This window comes from Lysobacter brunescens, from assembly GCF_042677005.1.
Taxonomy (GTDB): Bacteria; Pseudomonadota; Gammaproteobacteria; order Xanthomonadales; family Xanthomonadaceae; genus Lysobacter_I; species Lysobacter_I brunescens.
Genome location: NZ_JBHTIF010000001.1, coordinates 845,872 through 866,491 on the forward strand (window position 1 = coordinate 845,872; position 20,620 = coordinate 866,491).

19 protein-coding genes are annotated in these 20,620 nt (G+C 69.4%); 14 read left to right on the forward strand and 5 right to left on the reverse strand.

Going from position 1 to position 20,620, the window contains the following annotated elements; all coding sequences use genetic code 11:
* Positions 1-32 precede the first annotated feature (32 nt).
* From ACFQ0E_RS03490 to ACFQ0E_RS03515, 6 genes are all read left to right on the forward strand, one after another.
* The gene (locus ACFQ0E_RS03490; protein WP_386822306.1) at positions 33-1,802 is read left to right on the forward strand and encodes a bifunctional alpha/beta hydrolase/class I SAM-dependent methyltransferase; all 1,770 of its coding nucleotides are present in this window, start codon (positions 33-35) and stop codon (positions 1,800-1,802) included.
* Complete coding sequence (locus tag ACFQ0E_RS03495) at positions 1,799-3,124, forward strand: phosphatase PAP2/dual specificity phosphatase family protein (protein ID WP_386822307.1); 1,326 nt, start codon at positions 1,799-1,801, stop codon at positions 3,122-3,124. Before ACFQ0E_RS03490 ends, ACFQ0E_RS03495 begins: the two co-directional genes overlap by 4 nt.
* On the forward strand, positions 3,121-3,573 hold the full coding sequence (locus ACFQ0E_RS03500; protein WP_386822308.1) for a hypothetical protein: 453 nt from the start codon (positions 3,121-3,123) through the stop codon (positions 3,571-3,573). The genes ACFQ0E_RS03495 and ACFQ0E_RS03500 overlap by 4 nt, the downstream gene beginning before the upstream one ends.
* Positions 3,574-3,610: 37 nt before the next feature.
* Positions 3,611-4,276 carry a lysophospholipid acyltransferase family protein gene (locus tag ACFQ0E_RS03505; RefSeq protein ID WP_386822309.1) on the forward strand — a complete coding sequence of 222 codons (666 nt, stop codon included), beginning with the start codon at positions 3,611-3,613 and terminating at the stop codon, positions 4,274-4,276.
* 28 nt (positions 4,277-4,304) lie between these two features.
* Positions 4,305-5,255, forward strand: coding sequence for a phosphatidate cytidylyltransferase (locus ACFQ0E_RS03510; RefSeq protein ID WP_386822310.1), 951 nt, complete (start codon positions 4,305-4,307; stop codon positions 5,253-5,255).
* 127 nt (positions 5,256-5,382) lie between these two features.
* On the forward strand, positions 5,383-5,832 hold the full coding sequence (locus ACFQ0E_RS03515) for a hypothetical protein (RefSeq protein WP_386822311.1): 450 nt from the start codon (positions 5,383-5,385) through the stop codon (positions 5,830-5,832).
* 133 nt (positions 5,833-5,965) lie between these two features.
* On the opposite strand, the gene ACFQ0E_RS03520 is transcribed toward ACFQ0E_RS03515, so the two are convergent.
* Positions 5,966-6,823 (reverse strand): hypothetical protein, encoded by an 858-nt coding sequence (locus ACFQ0E_RS03520; RefSeq protein WP_386822312.1) that lies wholly within the window; start codon positions 6,821-6,823, stop codon positions 5,966-5,968.
* 233 nt (positions 6,824-7,056) lie between these two features.
* On the opposite strand from ACFQ0E_RS03520, the gene mutM reads away from it, so the two are divergent.
* The 4 genes from mutM (at position 7,057) to ACFQ0E_RS03540 (ending at position 11,928) form a co-directional block, all read left to right on the forward strand.
* Entirely contained in the window at positions 7,057-7,884 is an 828-nt protein-coding gene (gene mutM / locus ACFQ0E_RS03525; RefSeq protein ID WP_386822313.1) for a bifunctional DNA-formamidopyrimidine glycosylase/DNA-(apurinic or apyrimidinic site) lyase, read from the forward strand.
* A 106-nt stretch (positions 7,885-7,990) separates the two neighbouring features.
* Complete coding sequence (locus tag ACFQ0E_RS03530; protein WP_137851715.1) at positions 7,991-8,578, forward strand: ECF-type sigma factor; 588 nt, start codon at positions 7,991-7,993, stop codon at positions 8,576-8,578.
* Positions 8,579-8,645: 67 nt separating this feature from the next.
* Entirely contained in the window at positions 8,646-11,465 is a 2,820-nt protein-coding gene (locus ACFQ0E_RS03535) for a serine/threonine-protein kinase (protein WP_386822314.1), read from the forward strand.
* 13 nt (positions 11,466-11,478) lie between these two features.
* Positions 11,479-11,928, forward strand: a complete 450-nt coding sequence (locus ACFQ0E_RS03540) for a hypothetical protein (RefSeq protein ID WP_386822315.1) — start codon at positions 11,479-11,481, stop codon at positions 11,926-11,928.
* A gap of 39 nt (positions 11,929-11,967) precedes the next feature.
* Here ACFQ0E_RS03540 and ACFQ0E_RS03545 read toward each other — a convergent pair whose 3' ends face one another.
* The 4 genes from ACFQ0E_RS03545 to ACFQ0E_RS03560 form a co-directional block, all read right to left on the reverse strand.
* A complete protein-coding gene (locus ACFQ0E_RS03545; protein WP_386822316.1) occupies positions 11,968-12,591 on the reverse strand; it encodes a thymidine kinase in 624 nt (207 codons plus the stop codon).
* A gap of 67 nt (positions 12,592-12,658) precedes the next feature.
* Complete coding sequence (locus ACFQ0E_RS03550; protein WP_386822317.1) at positions 12,659-13,405, reverse strand: hypothetical protein; 747 nt, start codon at positions 13,403-13,405, stop codon at positions 12,659-12,661.
* Positions 13,406-13,480: 75 nt separating this feature from the next.
* Positions 13,481-14,281 carry a hypothetical protein gene (locus ACFQ0E_RS03555; protein ID WP_386822318.1) on the reverse strand — a complete coding sequence of 267 codons (801 nt, stop codon included), beginning with the start codon at positions 14,279-14,281 and terminating at the stop codon, positions 13,481-13,483.
* Between the two features lie 264 nt (positions 14,282-14,545).
* Positions 14,546-15,367 (reverse strand): hypothetical protein, encoded by an 822-nt coding sequence (locus tag ACFQ0E_RS03560; RefSeq protein WP_386822319.1) that lies wholly within the window; start codon positions 15,365-15,367, stop codon positions 14,546-14,548.
* A 258-nt stretch (positions 15,368-15,625) separates the two neighbouring features.
* On the opposite strand from ACFQ0E_RS03560, the gene ACFQ0E_RS03565 reads away from it, so the two are divergent.
* The 4 genes from ACFQ0E_RS03565 (at position 15,626) to ACFQ0E_RS03580 (ending at position 20,573) form a co-directional block, all read left to right on the forward strand.
* On the forward strand, positions 15,626-17,605 hold the full coding sequence (locus ACFQ0E_RS03565) for a UvrD-helicase domain-containing protein (RefSeq protein WP_386822320.1): 1,980 nt from the start codon (positions 15,626-15,628) through the stop codon (positions 17,603-17,605).
* Between the two features lies 1 nt (position 17,606).
* Positions 17,607-18,380, forward strand: a complete 774-nt coding sequence (locus ACFQ0E_RS03570; protein ID WP_386822321.1) for a TSUP family transporter — start codon at positions 17,607-17,609, stop codon at positions 18,378-18,380.
* 62 nt (positions 18,381-18,442) lie between these two features.
* Positions 18,443-19,345: a 5'-nucleotidase, lipoprotein e(P4) family gene (locus tag ACFQ0E_RS03575; protein ID WP_386822322.1), complete on the forward strand. Its 903-nt coding sequence runs from the start codon at positions 18,443-18,445 to the stop codon at positions 19,343-19,345.
* Positions 19,346-19,604: 259 nt separating this feature from the next.
* Positions 19,605-20,573, forward strand: a complete 969-nt coding sequence (locus ACFQ0E_RS03580) for a hypothetical protein (protein WP_386822323.1) — start codon at positions 19,605-19,607, stop codon at positions 20,571-20,573.
* Positions 20,574-20,620 lie beyond the last annotated feature (47 nt).

Consider the following 20,620-nt stretch of genomic DNA (forward strand, 5'->3'; position numbering starts at 1 on the left):
ATCTCCCACTTCCGCGAGGATCGCTCCGCCCCATGTCCAGCCCTTCGATGCACGACCCGCGCGAACAGCACGAACACGGTTTCTCCACCCACGACGGCGTCCGCCTGTTCTATCGCCACTGGCCCGCCCACGGCGACGCACGCGGCGCGCTGGTCCTGATCCATCGCGGCCACGAGCACTCCGGGCGCATGGCCCATTTGGCCGACGAACTGGAGCTGCCCGATTTCGACGTCTTTGCCTACGACATGCGCGGCCACGGCCGTTCGCCGGGCGCGCGCGGCGACAGCCCCAGCTTCGGCACCTCGGTGCGCGATCTGCAGACCTTCGTCGAGCATCTCGCGGCCACGCACGGCATCGACCCGGCGAACGTGGTGGTGATCGCGCAGAGCGTGGGCGCGGTCGTCGCCAGCACCTGGGCGCACGACTACGCACCGAAGATCCGCGGCCTGGTGCTGGCCTCGCCGGCCTTCAAGGTCAAGCTGTACGTGCCCTTCGCGCGACCGGGCCTCGCGCTGATGCGCAAGCTGCGCGGCAACTTCTTCGTCAACAGCTACGTCAAGGCGAAGTTCCTCACCCACGATCCCGAACGCATCGCCAGCTACGAATCCGACCCGCTGATCACGCGGCCGATCTCGGTGAACATCCTGCTCGGCCTGTACGAGGCCGCCGACCGCGTGGTCGCGGATGCCGCCGCGATCACCCTGCCGACGCAGTTGCTGATCTCGGGCAGCGACTGGGTGGTGCACCACGCGCCGCAGCATCGCTTCTTCGAGCGCTTGGTGCATCCGCGCAAGGAGAAGCACGTCCTGCCGGGCTTCTTCCACGACACCCTCGGCGAACGCGACCGCAAGCTGGCCGTGGATCATGCGCGACGCTTCATCCTCGACCTGTTCGAGCGTCCGCCGGAAACGCTGTCGCTGCGCGATGCGCACCGCGTCGGTTTCACCGCCGACGAATCGCGCGCGCTCGCCGGGCCGCTGCCCTGGTATACGCCGCGCGGCGCGTACTGGGCACTGACCCGCCTGGGCCTGAAGTTCGGCGGCCTGCTGTCGCGCGGCATCGCGCTGGGCCATGCCACCGGCTTCGATTCGGGCAGCACGCTCGACTATGTGTACCGCAACCAGGCGCAGGGCGTGCCGGTGATCGGCACGATGATCGATCGCACCTACCTCGATTCGATCGGCTGGCGCGGCATCCGCGTGCGCAAGACCCACGTCGAAGCCCTGCTGCGCGATGCCTTCGGCCGCGTGCGCCAGCGCGGACTGCCGCTGCGGGTGATGGACGTCGCCGCCGGACATGGCCGCTACGTGCTGGATGCGGTCGCGACCTCCGATGCCACGCCCGAATCGATCCTGCTGCGCGACTACAGCGACATCAACGTCCGCGATGGACGTGCGCTGATCGCCGAACGCGGGCTCGAAGGCATCGCGCGCTTCGAGCAGGGCGACGCCTTCGATCGCGACGATCTCGCCAAGGTCTCGCCGCCGCCGACCGTCGCGGTGGTCTCGGGCCTGTACGAACTGTTCCCCGACAACGACCAGGTCGCGCGTTCGCTCGAAGGCATCGCCGCAGCGGTGCCGCCCGGCGGCTGCCTGGTCTACACCGGCCAGCCCTGGCATCCGCAGCTGGAGCTGATCGCGCGCGCGCTGACCAGCCATCGCGCCGGCCAGGCCTGGGTGATGCGCCGTCGCACGCAGGCGGAGATGGACCAGCTCGTCGAAGCCGCCGGTTTCCGCAAGGTGGCGCAGCGCATCGACGAGTTCGGCATCTTCACCGTGTCGCTGGCGGTGCGCGAAGCGTGAGCACGACCGCATCGACACCACGCCCGTGGAAGCAGGCCGCGCTGTGGTTGGCCTGCCTCGCGCCGTTCTTCTACCTGAGCTACGGATTCGCGAACCACCTTGCAGCGCAGCGCACGGGAGTGGGCTCGGTGGTGTTCGACTGGGAGCGGCAGGTGCCGTTCGTGGCCTGGACGATCGTGCCGTACTGGTCGATCAACCTGTTCTACGGCCTGTCGCTGTTCCTGTGCCGCACGCGCGACGAGCTGCATGCGCACGGCCGCCGCCTGCTCACCGCGCAGCTGGTCGCGGTGAGCTGCTTCCTGCTGTTCCCGCTGGGCTTCACCTTCACCCGGCCACCGACCGACGGCATCCCGGGCCTGTTCTTCACTGCGCTGACCAGCTTCGACAAGCCGTTCAACCAGGCGCCGTCGCTGCACATCGCGCTGCTGATCGTGCTGTGGGATCTCTATCGACGCCTGCTGCCGACGCGATGGCATTGGTTCCTGCACGGCTGGTCGTGGCTGATCGCGATCTCGGTGCTCACCACCTACCAGCATCATTTCATCGACATCCCCACCGGCGCGCTGCTCGGCCTGGTCTGCCTGTGGCTGTGGCCGCTCGATGGCCCGTCGCCGCTGCGCGGCCTGCGGTTCACCGACGATCGTCGCCGGCGACGCCTGGCCCTGTTCTATGCGCTCGGTGCCGCCACGTGCTTCGCACTGGCCGCATGGCTCGGCGGCGTCGCGCTGTGGCTGTGCTGGCCGGGTGCGGCGCTGCTGCTGGTCGCGCTGAACTATCTGCTCTTCGGTGCAGCGGGTTTCCAGAAGGATGCGCAGGGACGGCCATCGTTCGCCACGCGCTGGCTGCTGCTGCCGCATCGCCTCGGCGCATGGATCAACGCCCGCCTGTGGACCCGTCGCGAACCGCCGGCGGTTCGCGTGGCCAGCGGGGTGATGCTCGGCCGCATGCCGACGACGCGCGAGGCGCAGCGACTGGGCATCACCCACGTCGTCGACCTCAGCGCGGAGCTGTCGTCGCCGGACGGTGTCGTGGTGCGCGCGGTGCCGATGCTCGATCTGGTCGTGCCCGATGCACAGGGACTGCGCGTCGCCGCCGAGGCGATCGAAGCGCAGCGCCTCGCTGCCGGCAACACCGGCACCGTGTTGGTCTGCTGCGCGCTGGGCTATTCGCGCAGCGCAGCGGCCGCCGCCGCATGGCTGCTGCACACCGGCCGATCGGAGCGCGTCGACGAGGCCATCGAACGCCTGCGTCGCGAGCGCCCCAGGCTCGTCCTCTACGATGCGCACCGCCTCGCCCTCGCCTCGCTGGCCCTGCACGCATGACCGACCGCGACACGCCACAGCCACTGGATACGCACGACCGCGCGCGCTGCGCCGTCGTCGCCCGGCGCATGGACGCGGCGCAGGTCCTCGGCCTGCTCGGGCTGGCCTGCACGGGCGTGATGCTGCTGTGCATGGCGGCCGGCGCGTGGCGCAACGAAGACCTGGTGTTCGCGCTCGCCACGGCGCTGCTCGGCATGGTCGAGCGCTACTTCGCGCTGCGCCTGCGCCTGGATGCCGGGCTGTTTGCGGATCTCGCCAGCGGTCGCATCGCGGACCTCGCGGCGCTGGATACGGGCCTGGCCGCGATCGGCGTGCGCGCCAGCGCGCCGACACACCCGCCGCGTCCGCTCGACGCGCGCATTGCCGGCGGGCGCAGGCTGTGGCGCTGGCACCTCGCCGTCGTGCTCGTCCAGGCCGCGATGACCCTGCTCGCAGTGGTATCGTCCTGACCGGCGCTTCCCGCCGGCCACGCCTGTCCACGCCTCGATGCTCGAACGCCTGATCGCCCGGATCATCATCGGCTTCATCCGCCTGCTCACCGGCGCCCAGGCCTACTGGCGCGGCTGCACGCCGAACGCGGCGCAGCGCATCTATTTCGCCAACCACGCCAGCCACGGCGACTTCGTGCTGCTGTGGGCCTCGCTGCCGCCCTGGCTGCGCCGGCGCACACGGCCGGTGGCCGGTGCCGACTACTGGAACAAGGGCGCGCTGCGCCGCTTCGTCGGCAGCAAGGTGTTCCGCGCCGTGTTGATCGATCGCGAGCGCCGCGAAGGCGCGCCCGACCCGGTGCAGCAGATGGTCGACGCCCTGGCCGGCGGCGATTCGCTGATCATCTTCCCCGAAGGCACGCGCAACACCACCGACGCGGTGCTGCTGCCGTTCAAGAGCGGCCTGTTCCACCTCGCCACGCAGTACCCGCGCGCCGAGCTGGTGCCGGTGTGGATGAACAACCTCGGCCGGGTGATGCCCAAGGGCGAGCTCATCCCGGTGCCGCTGCTGTGCACCGTCACCTTCGGGCCGCCGCTGGCGCGCATCGACGGCGAGGACAAGGCCGCCTTCCTCGAACGCGCGCGCGACGCGATGCTGGCGCTGCGTCCGCGCGACGACGAGGACGAGACGCCCAGCGACGCCACGCCCTTCGACCCCCTCTGACCTTCGCAGCCTTCTCGACCGGACCGCCATGCAGAACCCCTTCCCGACCCTGTACGCGCTGCCGATCTTCGCCGGTGCCGTCATCGTGCTCACCGTGGCCTCGATCGTCGGCTGGATCCTCAAGCTGCGCCTCGCGCCGGACGGCCCGCATCCGACCATCGACAACCTCAACAGCCGCATCCGTGCCTGGTGGTGGATGGTCGGCGTGCTCGCCGCCGCGTTCTGGTTCGGCAAGGGCGGGGTGATCGTGCTGTTCGCGCTGCTGTCGTTCTTCGCGCTGCGCGAGTACATCACCCTCTGCTACACGCGGCGCGGCGACCACCTCGTGCTGATGCTCGCCTTCTTCATCGCCCTGCCGGTGCAGTACGCGCTGGTGTGGATCGACTGGTACGGCCTGTACGCGATCTTCATCCCGGTCTACGCCTTCCTGCTGCTGCCGATCTTCGCCGCGCTGTCGGCCGACACCACGCGTTTCCTCGAACGCGCGTCGAAGGTGCAGTGGGGCCTGATGATCTGCGTGTTCTGCCTCTCGCACGTCCCGGCGCTGATGTCGCTCGCCATCCCGGGCTACGAGGATCGCAACCTGCTGCTGATCGCCTTCCTGGTGATCGTGGTCCAGGGCAGCGACGTACTGCAATACGTCTGGGGCAAGCTGCTGGGCAGGCACAAGGTCGCGCCCTCGCTGTCGCCGTCGAAGACCTGGGAAGGCCTGATCGGCGGCGTCGCCAGCGCCACCGCCCTCGGCGCCGCGCTGCACGGCATCACGCCGTTCACGCCGGTCGAAGCCGCGCTCGTCGCGCTCGTCATCTGCCTGATGGGCTTCTTCGGCGGCCTGGTGATGTCCGCGATCAAGCGCGACCGCGGCGTGAAGGACTGGGGCCACATGATCGAAGGCCACGGCGGCATCCTCGACCGCCTCGACTCCGTCGTCTTCGCCGCCCCGATCTTCTTCCACATCGTGCGGTACGGGTGGGTGTGAAGCACGCACATGGTGCGATGCATCGCATCGGCTTTTCGCACCGCCACGCCGACCAAGAACGGTGCGCCGAGGCACACCCGATTGCAGCGATAGACTTCGACCTTCACGGAACGACGAGGGCCCGCCCATGCAACGCAACACCAAGATCATCCTCTCCGTCATCGTCGGGGTCTTCCTGCTGATGATGCTCGCCCTCGGCGGCGTGGTCTGGTACGTGGCGCGGAACGCGGAGGGCTGGGTGGATCGCGGCGAGAAGCTGATGGCCGAGGGTCGCGAAGCCGGGGAATCGATGGACAGTGTCGGCTGCGTCGATCGCGCCGTTGCGGACTATCGCAAGGATCGCGGCACGTTCAGCGCGCTCGGCCGCCGGTTCTGGCTCAACGGCTGCCTCGACACCGCGGAGCGCAACATCGCGATCTGCCCTACCATCGAAGCCGAAGGCACGATCGGGCAGGTCCGGGAGATCATGGGCGCATCGTCCCAGTTCTGCGAGAAGCACGGCTTGCGCGCGGACCAGAATTGCCAGCAGCTCGCGGAGGAAGTCATCGATTTCTGTTTCAAGCCCGGTCAAGGCTGAGCACGGAACGCCGAACGATCCGAACTCGAAAACAACCGTCGCGGCTTTCGCCGCACCCGGAAAACATGCGCATCGATTGCGCATCCATCACCTGCGGCGGCGGGCTGGCACGCTCCGCCGCCGCAGGGGGGATTCACGACTTGCGCAGCATCCAGCCGTATGTCGCTGTGCCGCAATTGGACACGCGCACCTGTGAAGCCGCATAGAAACCACTCGGCAGCGGCGAGTACCCGCAGACCACGATGCCGTCGTACGGCTTGCGCAGCACATGCTCGGACGACATGCCGTAGCAGCTGTTCGAGTTGAAGGTCCCGGTGATCACGTAGCCCTGCGCGATCGGCGAATTGGGACACACGCTGATGCCCTCGTACGGCAGCCTGAGGTTGTGGTGGGCGCTGCCGTTGCACGACGACGACCGATACGTCCCATCGATCACGAAGCCGCTCGGGATCGGCGAAAAGGCGCAGGCATTGTCGTTGTCGACGGCTTTCTTGATGAAGTATCCATTGCCGGCGCAGGAGGTGACGGACGGATAGAAGGACGTGATGATGTATTGGGAAGGCACCGGGGAGAACGTGCAGACGAGCAGATTGCTGAACATGTCCGCCTTGGCCAGCGTGTAGCGGTTGAGGCCGCCGCAGGCCGAGGAACCCGAAGTGCCGGTGACGGCATACGGATTCGGGATCGGGGAATTCGCGCAGACCTGGATGCCGTGGTACGGCAGGGCAATGGTGTATGCCTTGCCGCCAGGACAGGACGACAAATAGGAGGCGGCCGTGATCACCTGTCCGGCCGGAAGTGGCTGGAACACGCAGATCTGGGCAGCCTGGCTGGCGCCGATGGTGCCGGGCACGAAATGGACGGCAAGCAGCAGCGCGGCTGCGGCCAGATACTTCTTCAACATGGAGTTCTCCTGTGGATAGGCAGGCACGATCACCGCCACTCGCGCCGGAAACATCTCGTTTCGAGACGACGCATGCGCGATGCCCATGCCTGCCTCCTACAGCGGAATCAGGGGCGAAACAGGATCAACTTCTGCGCATGGGACTGCACCCTCGAACGGACGCCGCTGGGAATCGAGTGCAGCGCAGGGCCGGCAGGGCGCCGCCGGGGCATGTCCGCGCTCCTGCGCGGATCCAGCGGTTCCTCACGGTGCATTCGATCACCTGCGCTCGTCTCGGATGAAGCCCGGTATCATCGCGGCCTGCCACAGCAGTCACCCCCATGCCCGAACTCCCCGAAGTCGAGACCACCCGGCGCGGCCTGGCGCCGCACCTGGAAGGCCGGCGCATCGCGTCGGTGACGCTGCGTCGGCCGGACCTGCGCTGGCCGATCCCGCGCGAGATTTCCGACCTGCTGCCGACGAGCACGATCACGGCGGTGCGGCGGCGGGCGAAGTACCTGCTGATGGACACGGAGATCGGCACGGCGATCTGGCACCTCGGCATGTCGGGCAGCATGCGCGTGCTGCCGGTGGACACGCCGGTGCGGGCGCACGATCACGTGGACATGCTGATCGAGGGCAAGGGCCGCAGCGGTGCACGCGTACTGCGCTTCAACGATCCGCGCCGCTTCGGCTGCCTGCTGTGGCAGGCGCCGGGCGAGACCCACGAGCTGCTGCGCGAGCTGGGGCCGGAGCCGCTGTCGGACGACTTCGATGGCGACTATCTGTTCGAGCGCAGCCGGGGCCGCAACGTCGCGGTGAAGGCGTTCCTGATGGACCAGAAGATCGTGGTCGGCGTGGGCAACATCTACGTGGCCGAGGCGCTGTTCGCGGCCGGAGTGTCGCCGACGCGCGCGGCGGGCAAGGTGTCGCGGGAACGCTACGCAGCCATTGCGCGCGAGGTGCGGACGATCCTCGATTACGCGATCCGCCGGGGCGGGACCACGCTGCGCGATTTCATCAGCCCCGACGGGGCGCCCGGTTATTTCGAACAGGAACTGTCGGTCTACGGGCGCGGCGGCGAGCCCTGCCCCCGCTGCGGACGGGCGCTGAAGCAGTCGATGCTGGCCCAGCGGGCCACCACCTGGTGCGGGCACTGTCAAAAATAGTCACCACGTCGCGAAATGCGCCGGTTGGCGGCGATTCGCGCCGGTTCGGGCGCACGGGCATTCGGGGTATAGTCGTTTCCGGATCCAGCAGACACGTCCCCCGTTGATGAGCGATCACGCCGAACAAAGCGCCGAAATCACCCAGTGGCTGGATGCCGCCCGCGGCGGCGACCGCGGCGCCCTGGACCGCGTGCTGGGCACGCTCTACAACGAGCTGCATTCGATGGCCCGGCGCCAGCTCGCGGGGCAGTACGGGCAGACGCTCGACGCCACGGCGCTGGTGCACGAGGCCTATCTCAAGCTGATCGGTCGTCGCGACGTGCAGTTCGACGACCGCGCGCATTTCTTCGCCTATGCCGCCTCGGCCATGCGCAGCGTGGTGGTGGACTACGCCCGCCAGCGCCTGGCGCAGAAGCGCGGCGGCGACCTGCACCGCGTGACCGAGCTGCCGGACGACGTCGAAGGCGGCCTGCGCCTGGACGAGGACATGCTGGGCCTGGACACCGCGCTGACCAAGCTGGCCGCGGTGGACGCCAAGCTGGCCCAGGTGGTCGAGCTGCGCTATTTCGCGGGCCTGTCCGAACAGGAAATCGCCGAGCTGATGAAGCGTTCCGAGCGCAGCATCCGCCGCGACTGGCAGAAGGCGCGGCTGTTCCTGCTCGCCTCGCTGGGCGGCGAGAACGGCGAACGCTAGCGCTGCACTTCGCGCGGCGCTGCAGCCCGTGCGAGGATGAGCCCACCCAGGCCCCGACGCCCCACCGATGGATGCCGAACGCTGGCAGCGCCTTTCGCCGCTGCTCGATGCGCTGATCGAACTCGATGGCGACGCCCGCCAGGCGCGGCTCGATGCGCTGCGCGAGGAAGACCCGGCGCTGGCGGCCGAGGTCGAGGCCCTGCTGGCGCTGGAAGAGGACAACGCGGACTTCCTCGCCGAGCCATTGGTGGCCCCGCCGCCGATGGCCAAACCCGACAGCCTGATCGGCCCGTACAAGCTCGACCGCCTGCTCGGCGAAGGCGGCATGGGCCAGGTCTGGCTGGCGCGCCGCGCCGACGGCCTGTACCAGCGCCGCGTCGCGCTCAAGCTGCTGCGTCCGGGGCTGGCCGACCCCAACCTGCGCCAGCGCTTCACCCGCGAGCGGCAGATCCTCGCCCGCCTGGGGCATCCGCACATCGCGCGCCTGCTCGACGCCGGGATCAGCACCGACAACCAGCCCTACCTGGCGCTGGAATACGTCGAAGGCGAAGCGATCACCGACTGGTGCCGCGGCCGCGACCTCGGCATCGAGGCGCGGATCAAGCTGTTCCTGCAGGTCTGCGAAGCGGTGAGCCACGCGCACGCCAACCTGATCGTGCATCGCGACCTCAAGCCGTCGAACATCCTGGTGACGCCGCTGGACGAGGTGCGCCTGCTCGATTTCGGCATCGCCAAGCTGCTCGACGGCTCGGAACCAGGTCGCGACCACACCCGCACCGAGGTGCGCGCCTTCACCCTGCACTACGCCGCGCCCGAACAGATCCGCGGCGAACCGGTCACCACGATGACCGACGTGTATTCGCTGGGCGTGGTGCTGTACGAACTGCTCGCCGAGACCAAGCCCTATCGGCTCAAGCGCCAGACCGACGCGGAATGGGAGGAGGCGATCCTGCTCGCCGATCCGCTGAAGCCGTCGGCGACGCTGCTGCGCGAGGCCGACAGCGACCCATCGCGGATGCCGGCGCTCAAGCGCCGCGCGAAGGAGATCGCCGGCGACCTGGACAACATCGTGCTCAAGGCGCTGTCCAAGCGCGCCGAGCATCGCTACGCCTCGGTCGAGGCGATGGCGCTGGACCTGCATCGCTACCTCGAAGGCAAGCCGGTGCTGGCGCGCCCGCAGAGCGTGGCCTATCGCACGCACAAGTTCGTGCATCGCCATCGCTGGGTGCTGGCGACGGCGGCGCTGGTGGTCGTGGTGATGGCGTCCGCCATGGTGCTGGTGAGCTGGCAGGCGCGGCAGGCGCTGCGCGAGGCCAGCCGCGCGCAGGCGCTGCAGAAATTCGTGACCGGGCTGTTCGAGCAGGCCGGCGGCGGCGCGCCCGGGCCGCTGGACGTGCGCAAGCTGCTGCAGGCGGGCGAACAGCGCGCCAACCGCGAGCTGCTGCCGCAGCCGCTGGATCGCGCCGAACTGCTCGGCGTGATCGCGCGCCTGCGCATCGGCCTGGGCGACTACCGCGAAGCGGAAGCGCTGCTGAAGACCCAGGACGCGATCCTGTCCGGTCTCGACGATGTGCCCGACAGCCTGCGCCTGTCCTCGGCATCGGATTACGGCAATACCCTGCGCCTGCTCGACCGGCCGGAGGAGTGCGCATCGCGGATGTCGCCGATGGAGGACACCGCGCGCAGGCTGCAGCGCGCGCTGCCGATCCAGGCGACCGAGTTCTATTCGGTGCTCGGCCGCTGTTATCGCCAGTTGCGCAACACGAAGGCGGCGCGCCTGCTGTTCCAGCGTTCGCTGGAAGTGCGTCGCAACAGCCTGGATGAGTCCATCGGCGCGATCGGCGTCGTCGAGAACCGGATCGACCTCGGCGACCTGGAGCGCGATGCCAGCAATATCCCGGGGGCATTGCAGGCATATCGCGATGCCCTGGCGCAGATGCAGGCCGGCGGGGACGCGCGGCACCCGCTGGGCATCGAGCTGCAGAAGCGGCTGTGCGAACTGGAACGCATCGCAGGCCAGCTGGCGGTGGCCGAGCGTCACTGCCACGACGCCCTGGCGCTGGCGCTGGAGGTGCGCGGCCCGGCGCACCCGGCGACGGTCGATGCACGCAGGCAGCTGGCGGCGATCCACGTCGACCAGGGTCGCTACGCCGAAGCCGACAAGGCCTTCCGCGACAGCCACGGGCTGCTCGTCGCACGCCTGGGCCGCCAGCACCAGGACGTGGCGCGCAACGACAACAGCCTGGGCATCGTCGCCTGGGAGCGCGGCGACACCGCGACCGCGCTGGCGCACATCGACCGCGCGCTGGCGGTCCTGCGCAGGCAGCCGGAAGCGCCGCTGTACCAGAACGTGCTGTTCAACAAGGCGATGATCCTCCACGACGCCGGCCGCGACCGCGCAGCGCTGCCGCTGCTGCTGCAGGTGGACGGCCTGCGCGTGGCCACGCTGGGCAAGAGCCATCCGCGCAACGGCGAGACCGCGCGCCTGCTCGGCGAAGTGCGCGCCGCGCTGGGCGAGGATGCGAGCGCACGCACGGACCTGGCCCTGGCGGTGCAGCTCACGCGCAACGGCCACGGCCTCACCCATCCGCACACGCGCCGCGCCGAGCTGTCGCTGGCGCAGTTCGACCTCGCCCGCGACGATCCGCCGGCCCCGGCCGTGCTCAACCAGTTGCGCGAGCTCGCCGCGCTGCCGAAATCCGATACGGAGCTGCGCAAGATCGCCTGGCTGGCCGAGGCCGCGCTGGCACTGCAGGCCTGCCGCGAACCGGGCCTGGGCGATGGCCGGGAACGGCTGGACGCCGTGGCCGCCGAGATTTCGATCGCCATGCCGGAAGGCGGCGTGGTCGCCCGCACCTTCGAACGCGAACGGCAGCGCTGCCGATGAGAGGAGAGTCCCGATGATCGTGCGATCGAATCCGATGCGAACCCTGGCCGCCGCATTCGCGCTGGCACTGGCCGGCTGCGCCATCGCCGCAGGCGGACCGCAGGCCGCCCCGGGCAGCATCGCAGGGGTGATCAACCATCCCGCGCACGCGGTGCCCGCGATGCGCATCTGCGCGCTGTCGACGCGACCGGGTCGCGAACCGCATCGCTGCATCGACAGTCGCGCCGCCGCCGACACGTATCGCATCGACGGCCTGCCGCCGGGCGATTACCAGGTGTTCGCGGAGGTCGGAACCGGGATGTACCGCAGCGGCGGCCATGTGCAGCAGGTGCAATGCATCCGCGCACCCTGCCCCGAACTGCCGAAGACGGTCACGGTGACGCCGGGCGCACTGCTGGACGGGATCAACCTGACGTTCTTCGACGAGGCCCGGGCCGACTTCCCGGCGCTGCCAGCGGACTGATGCCCGCCAGGCCATGCCGGCGGGCACCGCTCCAGGGAATCACTCCAGCGGCAACGGCTGCTGCAGCGGATCGATCCGGCCTTCGCCGCGCATCACCTTCTTGAACTCGGCGCGGCTGACCGACACGTAGCGCTCGTTGCCACCGATCTCAACTTGCGGGCCGTCCTGCACGGCCAGTCCCTGCTCGTCGACGCGCACGGTCATCGTCGCCTTCTTGCCGCTGTGGCAGATGGTCTTGATCTCGGTCAGCTCGTCGGCCCAGGCCAGCAGGTACTGGCTGCCCTCGAACAGTTCGCCGCGGAAATCGGTGCGCAGCCCGTAGCACAACACCGGGATGCGCAGGCGGTCGACGACCTCGCTCAGCTGCCAGACCTGGGACCGGGTGAGGAACTGCGCCTCGTCGACCAGCACGCAGTCGAGCTTGCCGCGCGCGGCGATGTCGGCATGCACCAGGGCGTCGAGATCGCTGTCGCGCTCGAAGGACACGCCCTGCGCGCTCAGGCCGATCCGCGAGGCGACCGTACCGGATCCGCCACGGAAATCGAGCTTCGGCGTGAGGATCAGCACGCGCATGCCGCGCTCGCGATAGTTGTGCGCCGACTGCAGCAGCGTGGTGGTCTTCCCGGCGTTCATCGCCGAGTAGTAGAAGTACAGTTTCGCCATCGCGGCAGTATAGCCGCCGGGTCGCGGGCCGCCATGGCGATGCATGGACGGCCCGGGCGGGAACCGCTCAGAGCGTCCTGTCGTGAGGCTCCAGCGGCCCGATGGTGACCGTGGCGCGGAGTGGCCCTTCCAGCATGCGGTCCTGCGCCTGCCAGTAGACGCGGCGATCGGTGCGTTCGTCGCCGTACATCGCAAGGCCGGTGATCCCGCCTTCGGTCGACGTGCCCTGCAGCGCCGAAGGCCCGAACTGGACCGTCAGATTATGGCCGTCGAAGCCCGCCTTGCTGCCGGTCATCTGGGTGGCGAAGCGGAACAGCGCGCGTTCGGTGCGGATCCTGGTGAACGCATCGGCGTACTGGCGATGCATGCCTTCGCCACGCTGGATCACCTGCGCACGCTGCGCTTCGGTGAGTTCGAGCCACATCTTCTCGCGGATGCGCAGCAGGTTGCGGTGTCCGCGCTCGGCAGCCAGATCGCTCCAGATGTAAGCCAGCACGCGATCCTGGGGCACGCCCTGGCCATACCAGTACAGCAGGCTGAGGTAGTGCTGGGAAATCTTGTCGGCGTAGCCGGCGGCACGTTCGAAATGCAGGACGGCCTGGGCGTCGCGGCCGGCGAGATGCTGGCGGAGCCCCTGGTAACGCCACTGCTCGTTCGGATGGCCGGCCGCGAGATACAGCTGGTGGTCGATCTGGGTCTGGCTGAAGTGGCCCAGCCTCACCACCGGGTCCTGTGCCCGCGCATGGGACAGCGTGGACACCGCGGCGAGCAGCGCAACGCACAGACGCAATCTGATCGATGTGGACACTGGCATGGCACTCATCTCCTTATGCTGCTTGCGCTGGGTCGCGCTCCTTCCGTTTCGCGGCCGGGGTCGGGCAGCGGACATTCACGGCCGCATCGGCTCAGGGGAAGGGTTCGGCGACGGTTCCGGGCGTGGTCCGGGCGGCAATTCCGGCGGCAGTTCGGGCACCGGCTCGGGCTCGGCGCGGCGCTTGCGCGAGGACTTGCGCTTCGGCCCGTCGATCTCCTCGATCTCGCCGATCGTCACCGTGGCGTTCTTCGGCGGCACCCAGGGCGCGTCGACCTTCTGCCAGTAGTCCTCGAAATCGACCACGGCCAGACGCTCGCGGCGCAGCAGGCTGGTGGCCTGGCCGAGCAGCCATTGATACTTCTGGCGCTGCTTCGCGGCCGGGTCGCCATAGTGTTCGTACAGTGCGGGGCCGCGTTCGACGGCGGCGGCGCGCTCGGCTTCGTCGAGCTGGCGCCACATGCGCTCGCGCACCGCGAGGAATTCGGTATAGCCGCGCTCGGCGGCGAGGTCGGCCCACAGGTAGGCCTGCACGCGGTCCTTTTCGACCCCGACGCCGTGCCAGTACAGCAGGCTCAGGCGGTGCTGGGAGTATTTGTCGGCATAGCTGGCCGCGACGCGGAAATCGTCGGCGGCATTGGGCCAGCGGCGCTCGGCGGCGGCGAGGTGGCCATACAGTCGATAGCGATAGTTGAGCAGGTTCTCGCTGCCGGGAAACAGGTCGTCGAAGCGCTTGCGGATGTCGGCGTCGACATCGGACGACACCGCCGCCTCGGCGGCGTCGATCTTCACCCGCGGCTTGAGCGCGGCGGCGTCGGCGGCCGACAGCGCGAGACAGGCGCCCAGCGCCAGAGACAGGATCCTGGTGTTCGATTGCATGTGCGCCCCTGCGAGCCCCGTGAATGCCCCGATCAGCAGCGCCTCCCGCGCGCGATCCGCGCCTCCGTGCCGAGGCAGTATTCCACCCGTCACAGGGCATCAACAAGCCATCGAGACCGGCAGGAAGGGACGGTACCGCCGCGCCCGGTCCGAGGCCATCCCGGAACGCGGCGGTACCTTCACCACACCATCCATTTCTGTCGCGGTGTGGCGGGCAAAGCGGACATGCACCGCAGGCAGGACCCTGCGGTCAGGGCCCCGCCGTCAGGGGCTGGCCGGTGCCGGCGGCTTCGGCGGCTCGGGCACTTCGGGCGCCTGGGCAGCGGTGTCCGGCGCGGTCTCGGGGATGCGCGAGTTCGGCTTGCCCTTGCCCTGCGCCTGGCCCGGAATCTGCTCGATCTCGCCGATGGTGATGCGCACGCCGTTGGGGTTGCGCCAGACGCGGTCCTGCCAGGCCCAGTACTTCTTCGCGTCCCAGTAGCGCTCGTCGTAGAACTTCGAGCCTTCGATCATCTGCGAACCGGAAGGGCCGGGGATCTCGATCTGCACGCCGCGGTTGAAGCCGGTGCGGCTGCCGGTCATCTCGCGCCTGCCGACGCGCAGCTGGAACTCGTAGCGCGGCTTGGCGGCGGCATCGCCGAACTTCGCGTAGATCGCCTGGCCTTCCTGCACGGCACGCTCGCGCTCGGCGGCGGACAGTTCCTTCCAGTAGCGTTCGCGCAGGGCGATGAAACCGACGTAGTTGCGCTCGGCGGCGAGGTCCATCCAGGCGTAGGCCAGGGCGGGATCGCGGGCCACGCCTTCGCCGTTCCAGTACATCTCCGCGACCATGCCCTGCGAGGGCTTGTCGGCGAAGAAGCTGGCGCGGCGGAAGAAGCGCATCGCGTCGTCGTAGCGCTTCGCGTTGTAGGCCTCCAGCCCCAGCAGCCGGTACTTCATGTCCTGGTGGTGGTCGAGGAAGCCGGCGGTGATCAGCATCGGGTCCTCGGTCGGCTCCGGCGGCACCACGTTCTGCGCGGCGAAGGCCGGCGCAGCCAGGGACAGCGTGGACAGGAGGGCGGCGCAGAGCAGGCGATGGCGGATCATGGGGAGCCGATTCGGGAGAGGGAGAGCGGGGGGCGAAACATGCATCACGGGTCGATGCCCCTGTGCGGACGGCACCAAGGCTTCGATGGACGGAGCATGGTCGACTGGATGCATACGGTAGCCGATCGGTCGCGGGCGAACGGGTAAACTGACGACCTACATGACTTCCGTCATGCCCGACGGTTCATCCACGGCCTGTGCTTCACGGCCTGTTTGTTCCCGGTCTGTTCTTCACAGTCATTTCCCCACGGTTTGTCCATGCACGGTCTGAATCTCCCACAACGCGAAGCGGTCCTCCACACCGAGGGCCCGCTGCTGGTACTGGCCGGCGCCGGCAGCGGCAAGACCCGCGTGATCGTCGAGAAGATCGCGCACCTGATCCAGACCAATCGCTATCCGGCCAAGCGCATCGCCGCGATCACCTTCACCAACAAGTCGGCGAAGGAAATGCGCGAGCGCGTGGCCAAGCGCATCAAGGGCGGCGCGGCCGAGGGCCTGACCGTCTGCACCTTCCACGCGCTGGGCCTGCGCCTGCTGCAGATCGAACATGCGCGCGTCGGCCTCAAGCGCGGCTTCTCGGTGTTCGACACCGACGACGTGGCCGCGCAGATGAAGGACCTGCTGGCGGGCGCGAAGCCCGACGTGGTGCAGGCGATGCAGGGCCTGGTGTCGCGCGCGAAGAACGCGGGGCTGTCGCCCGAGGAAGCGCTCGCGCTGGCGCAGAGCCCGCGCGAGCTGCAGGCGGCGCAGCTGTACGTGAAGTACCAGCAGCGCCTGAACACCTTCAACGCGGTGGATTTCGACGACCTGATCCGCCTGCCGGTGGAGCTGCTCGAACGCGACGAGGAATGCCGCCTGGGCTGGCGCGAACGCATCGGCTACCTGCTGGTCGACGAATGCCAGGACACCAACGACGCGCAGTACCGGCTGCTCAAGGCGCTGGCCGGCGAGCAGGGCCACTTCACCTGCGTGGGCGACGACGACCAGAGCATCTACGCCTGGCGTGGCGCCAACCCGGAGAACCTGTCGCAGCTGGGCAAGGACTATCCCTCGCTGCGCATCGTCAAGCTGGAACAGAACTACCGCTGCAGCAACCGCGTGCTGCGCACCGCCAACGCGCTGATCGCGAACAATCCGCACGAGCACCTGAAGACGCTGTGGAGCCAGCAGGCCGACGGCGAGCGGATCCGCATCCTCGAATGCCGCGACGGCGAGCACGAGGCCGAGCGCATCGCGTCGGAGATCCATTTCATCGCCCAGTCGCGCAAGGCCGAGTGGGGCGAGTTCTGCATCCTGTTCCGCGGCAACCACCAGTCGCGCCCGCTGGAAAAGGCGATGCAGCTGCTGCGCGTGCCCTATCACCTGAGCGGCGGCACCGCATTCCTCGATCGCGGCGAAGTGAAGGACGCGCTGGCCTGGCTGCGCCTGATCGCCAATCCCGAGGACGACGCGGCCTTCCTGCGCGCGGTGCAGTCGCCCAAGCGCGAGGTCGGCGCGACCACGCTGGCGAAGCTGGCGGAGCTGGCCCAGCACGCGGGCATGCCGATGGCGCGCGCCGCCGAATCGATGAGCGTGCTGAAGCAGCTGCAGCCGCGCGCGGCCAATGCGCTGAGCGGCTTCGTCGACATCCTGCGCAGCCTGCGCAGCGAATCGCACCGGCTCACGCCGGCCGAACTGGTCAAGCAGCTCAACGAGCGTTCCGGCCTGCTCGCCGCGGTGCGCGCGCAGTGCAAGAACGAGGAGATGTACGCGCTGCGCCGGCGCAACCTCGACGAACTGGCCGACTGGTTCGACGGCGCGCGCGGCGGCGCGGGACCGGGCGAGCTGGCCGCGTCGCTGGCGCTGCTGAGCCACGCCGACAAGGGCGAACCGGGCAACCAGGTGCGGCTGATGAGCCTGCACGCCGCGAAGGGCCTGGAATTCCGCTTCGTCTTCATCGTCGGCATGGAGGACGGCATGCTGCCGCACGAAGCGAGCATCGAGGAGGGCCGCCTGGACGAGGAACGCCGCCTGCTCTACGTCGGCATCACCCGCGCCAAGGAACAGCTGTGGCTGTCGTACTCGCGCGAAGCGCAGCGCTGGGGCACGCGGCTGCGCCTGTCGCCCAGCCGCTTCCTCGACGAACTGCCGGAAGCCGAGCTGCAGCGCGACGGCGCCGATCCGCAGGCCGACGCGGTGCGCAAGCAGGAGCGGGCGAGTGCGGGTTTTGCCGCGATCAAGGCGCTGCTGGGGGACTGACGTGGAGATCCTGGTCGTCTGCCTGGTCGCGCTGCTCGCCTCGACGCTGACCTTCTTCTCCGGCTTCGGCCTCGGCACCCTGCTGCTGCCGGCGTTCGCGCTGTTCATGCCGATCGAGCAGGCGGTCGCGGCGACGGCGGTGGTCCACCTGCTCAACGGCCTGTTCAAGCTGGCGCTGCTCCATCGGCACATCGACCGCGCGGTGCTGCTGCGCTTCGGCCTGCCCGCGCTGCTCGCCGCAGCGCTGGGCGCCTGGGTGCTGTCGTTGCTCGGCACGCTGCCCGTGCTGCATGCGTACACCGCATTCGGCCACGATTTCGCGATCACCCCGATCAAGCTGGTCATCGGCCTGCTGCTGGTGGTGTTCGCGCTGTTCGAGATCGTGCCGGCGCTACGCGACCTGGAATTCGACAACCGATGGCAGCCGCTCGGCGGCGCGCTCAGCGGCTTCTTCGGCGGCCTCGCCGGCATGCAGGGCGCGCTGCGCAGCGCCTTCCTGTCGCGCAGCGGCCTGGAGAAGCAGGCCTTCGTCGCCACCGGTTCGGCGATCGCCTGCCTGATCGACGTGTCGCGGCTGACGGTCTACGGCGGCACGCTGGCCCGGGTGTTCGGCACGCTGGACCATGTCCTGCTCGGCTGCGCCGTGCTCGCCGCCTTCGCCGGCGCCTGGCTGGGCAACCGGCTTCTGAAGAAGACCACCCTGCGCGGCCTGCAGCGCGTGGTCGCGGCCACGCTGTTCGTGTTCGCGATCGGGCTGATCGCGGGCGCGCTGTAACAGGCCACGCGTAGGCTCTCCGCTACACTCGAACCTCAACGTTTCCGCTTCCTGGAGTCCGCATGCGCCGTCCGTACGCCTTCACCGCCCTGTTCATTGCGACATTCGCGCTCGGCGCCTGCAGGTCGACGCCGGTCGCTTCCGAAACGCCGCCCCCGGCTGCGCCGCCCGTGGCCGCCGCCACGGTGCCCGCCGACGACAACCTCAACGCGGTGCTGTGGGTGCAACGCTCGGCCGAGTACCAGGCCGCCGCCGAGACCGTCTACCGCGCCGCGACCGCGCGCCTGGACGCGGCGCTGAAGGACCCGTCGTGGGACGCGCTGGTACCGGAGGAACGCGCCAATGCCGCGCGCGGCCTGCCGCCGGCGGTGGTGATGGACATCGACGAGACCGTGCTGGACAACTCGCCTTACCAGGCGCGCCTGGTCCGCGACGGCACCGAGTACAACGAGGTGACTTGGGATGCCTGGGTGCGCGAGCAGCGCGCGAAGCCGGTGCCGGGCGTGGTCGAGTTCGCCCGCGCCGCGCAGGCGAAGGGCATCACCGTCATCTACATCTCCAACCGCGCCGAGCACCTGATCGAACCGACCCTGGCGAACCTGCGCGCGGTCGGCCTGCCGGTGAAGGACGACAGCGTCTTCCTTGGCCTGGGCACCCACGTGCCGGACTGCGAGCAGGAAGGCTCGGAAAAGCTCTGCCGCCGCCAGTTCGCCGGGCGCAGCTATCGCGTGCTGATGCAGTTCGGCGACCAGCTCGGCGACTTCGCGCAGATCCTCGCCAACACCCCGGAAGCCCGCGCCGAGCTGCAGGCCCGGCACCGTGGCTGGTTCGGCGAGCGCTGGTGGATGCTGCCCAACCCGACCTATGGCTCGTGGGAGCCGGCGCTGTTCAACAACAACTGGCGCGAACCGCGCGAGGTGCGGCGCGACACCAAGCGCAAGGCGATGGACGTGGCGAGCCCCTGAGCGGGCCCGGCTGCCGGCGGCAGGAACACCGGCACCCAAGCCCATCAAGGCCTTGCATGCGCACAGTTGATGTATTGCATGCGATCCGGGACGCAGGTAGCCTGATCCGCATCCGGTTCGCCGGACCATACCACCACCCCAGACCACAACCGATGTCCTCCGGCCCCGTGCCGGATCTTTCCAGAGGAGACCGACGCCGGTCTCCTTTTTCTTGCCGGTCGCTTGTGGCGGCCCGCCGCCCCGGCCAAGATGCCCGTTCATGCCTGTCGCCGTCCGCCGCCGCCGTCCCCTTGCCCTGCCCGCCCTGATGGCCGCCCTCCTCATGGCAGGGCTGCTGGGCTTGGCCGGCTGCAGCGAAGAGGCGCCGCCGCCCGGCGCCGCCAGCGCCCCCGAGCAGTCGGTGCTGGTCCTGGCCGGCCGCCTGCGCGACAACGACCTGGTCGGCTTCGCCCGCGACGCCATCCCGCCGGGCCTGCATCCGGCCATGGCCGAGGCCTGGCGCAACGGGCACACGCGCTGGCCGCTGGAGGAACTGCCCTTCGACCACCGCATCCCGGGCATGCTGGCCACGCTGTCCGAACCCGGGGCCGAGAAACGCCTGCAGCGCGACTTCGACCGGCAGTTCGCCAACGCCCACGGCGAGATCCGCTCGGCGGCGCGCTCGCTGGGCCTGTTCGGCGTGAAGTACCTCGAAAGCGACCGCAGCCTGACCCCCGACGAGCGCCACCACGCCGTGCAGTTGGTCGCGGCGTTCAGCGCCTGGGGCGAACGGGCGCGGCTGGGCGACCCCAAACGCGCGCGCGCGACGATCGCCCGGCTGGGCCTGGCGGCACGGCGCACCCACCTGACCTCCGAGGCCGCCTTCCGCGAGGCGGGCATGGACGAGAGCCTGCGCCGGCTGGGGCCGATGTGGGCCGCGCTGAAGGACACCCTGCGCAGCTACGACCTGGACCTGGACGAGAGTTTCGGCGGGATGCAGGCGACCCTGGTCGAACGCGACGGCGACCGTGCCTGGGTGCGGATGCGCTACCCCCTGGCCGGCAAGACCATCGACACCACCGTGGCCGTGGAACGCATCGACGGCCACTGGTACCTCAGCGATTTCGTCCGCCACGCGCGCGCCGCCGCCGCGGCACAGCGACCGCCTGCCGTCGTCCCCGGACCCGCCACCGGTCCGCAGAGCACGACGCCCCCGGCCGCCACCGCGCCCGCGCCACCGCCGGCCTGAGCCCGGCATGACCTCCGGCCGCACCCGGCGCCGGCCCCCTTCGTCAT

What these genes read in the sequence shown, in the direction of transcription:
- ACFQ0E_RS03490 (WP_386822306.1), top strand. Translation starts at nt 33, where the DNA reads ATGTCCAGCCCTTCGATGCACGACCCGCGCGAACAGCACGAACACGGT.
- ACFQ0E_RS03500 (WP_386822308.1), top strand. Translation starts at nt 3,121, where the DNA reads ATGACCGACCGCGACACGCCACAGCCACTGGATACGCACGACCGCGCG.
- ACFQ0E_RS03505 (WP_386822309.1), top strand. Translation starts at nt 3,611, where the DNA reads ATGCTCGAACGCCTGATCGCCCGGATCATCATCGGCTTCATCCGCCTG.
- ACFQ0E_RS03510 (WP_386822310.1), top strand. Translation starts at nt 4,305, where the DNA reads ATGCAGAACCCCTTCCCGACCCTGTACGCGCTGCCGATCTTCGCCGGT.
- ACFQ0E_RS03515 (WP_386822311.1), top strand. Translation starts at nt 5,383, where the DNA reads ATGCAACGCAACACCAAGATCATCCTCTCCGTCATCGTCGGGGTCTTC.
- ACFQ0E_RS03520 (WP_386822312.1), bottom strand. Translation starts at nt 6,823, where the DNA reads ATGGGCATCGCGCATGCGTCGTCTCGAAACGAGATGTTTCCGGCGCGA.
- mutM (WP_386822313.1), top strand. Translation starts at nt 7,057, where the DNA reads ATGCCCGAACTCCCCGAAGTCGAGACCACCCGGCGCGGCCTGGCGCCG.
- ACFQ0E_RS03530 (WP_137851715.1), top strand. Translation starts at nt 7,991, where the DNA reads ATGAGCGATCACGCCGAACAAAGCGCCGAAATCACCCAGTGGCTGGAT.
- ACFQ0E_RS03535 (WP_386822314.1), top strand. Translation starts at nt 8,646, where the DNA reads ATGGATGCCGAACGCTGGCAGCGCCTTTCGCCGCTGCTCGATGCGCTG.
- ACFQ0E_RS03540 (WP_386822315.1), top strand. Translation starts at nt 11,479, where the DNA reads ATGATCGTGCGATCGAATCCGATGCGAACCCTGGCCGCCGCATTCGCG.
- ACFQ0E_RS03545 (WP_386822316.1), bottom strand. Translation starts at nt 12,591, where the DNA reads ATGGCGAAACTGTACTTCTACTACTCGGCGATGAACGCCGGGAAGACC.
- ACFQ0E_RS03550 (WP_386822317.1), bottom strand. Translation starts at nt 13,405, where the DNA reads ATGCCAGTGTCCACATCGATCAGATTGCGTCTGTGCGTTGCGCTGCTC.
- ACFQ0E_RS03555 (WP_386822318.1), bottom strand. Translation starts at nt 14,281, where the DNA reads ATGCAATCGAACACCAGGATCCTGTCTCTGGCGCTGGGCGCCTGTCTC.
- ACFQ0E_RS03560 (WP_386822319.1), bottom strand. Translation starts at nt 15,367, where the DNA reads ATGATCCGCCATCGCCTGCTCTGCGCCGCCCTCCTGTCCACGCTGTCC.
- ACFQ0E_RS03565 (WP_386822320.1), top strand. Translation starts at nt 15,626, where the DNA reads ATGCACGGTCTGAATCTCCCACAACGCGAAGCGGTCCTCCACACCGAG.
- ACFQ0E_RS03575 (WP_386822322.1), top strand. Translation starts at nt 18,443, where the DNA reads ATGCGCCGTCCGTACGCCTTCACCGCCCTGTTCATTGCGACATTCGCG.
- ACFQ0E_RS03580 (WP_386822323.1), top strand. Translation starts at nt 19,605, where the DNA reads ATGCCTGTCGCCGTCCGCCGCCGCCGTCCCCTTGCCCTGCCCGCCCTG.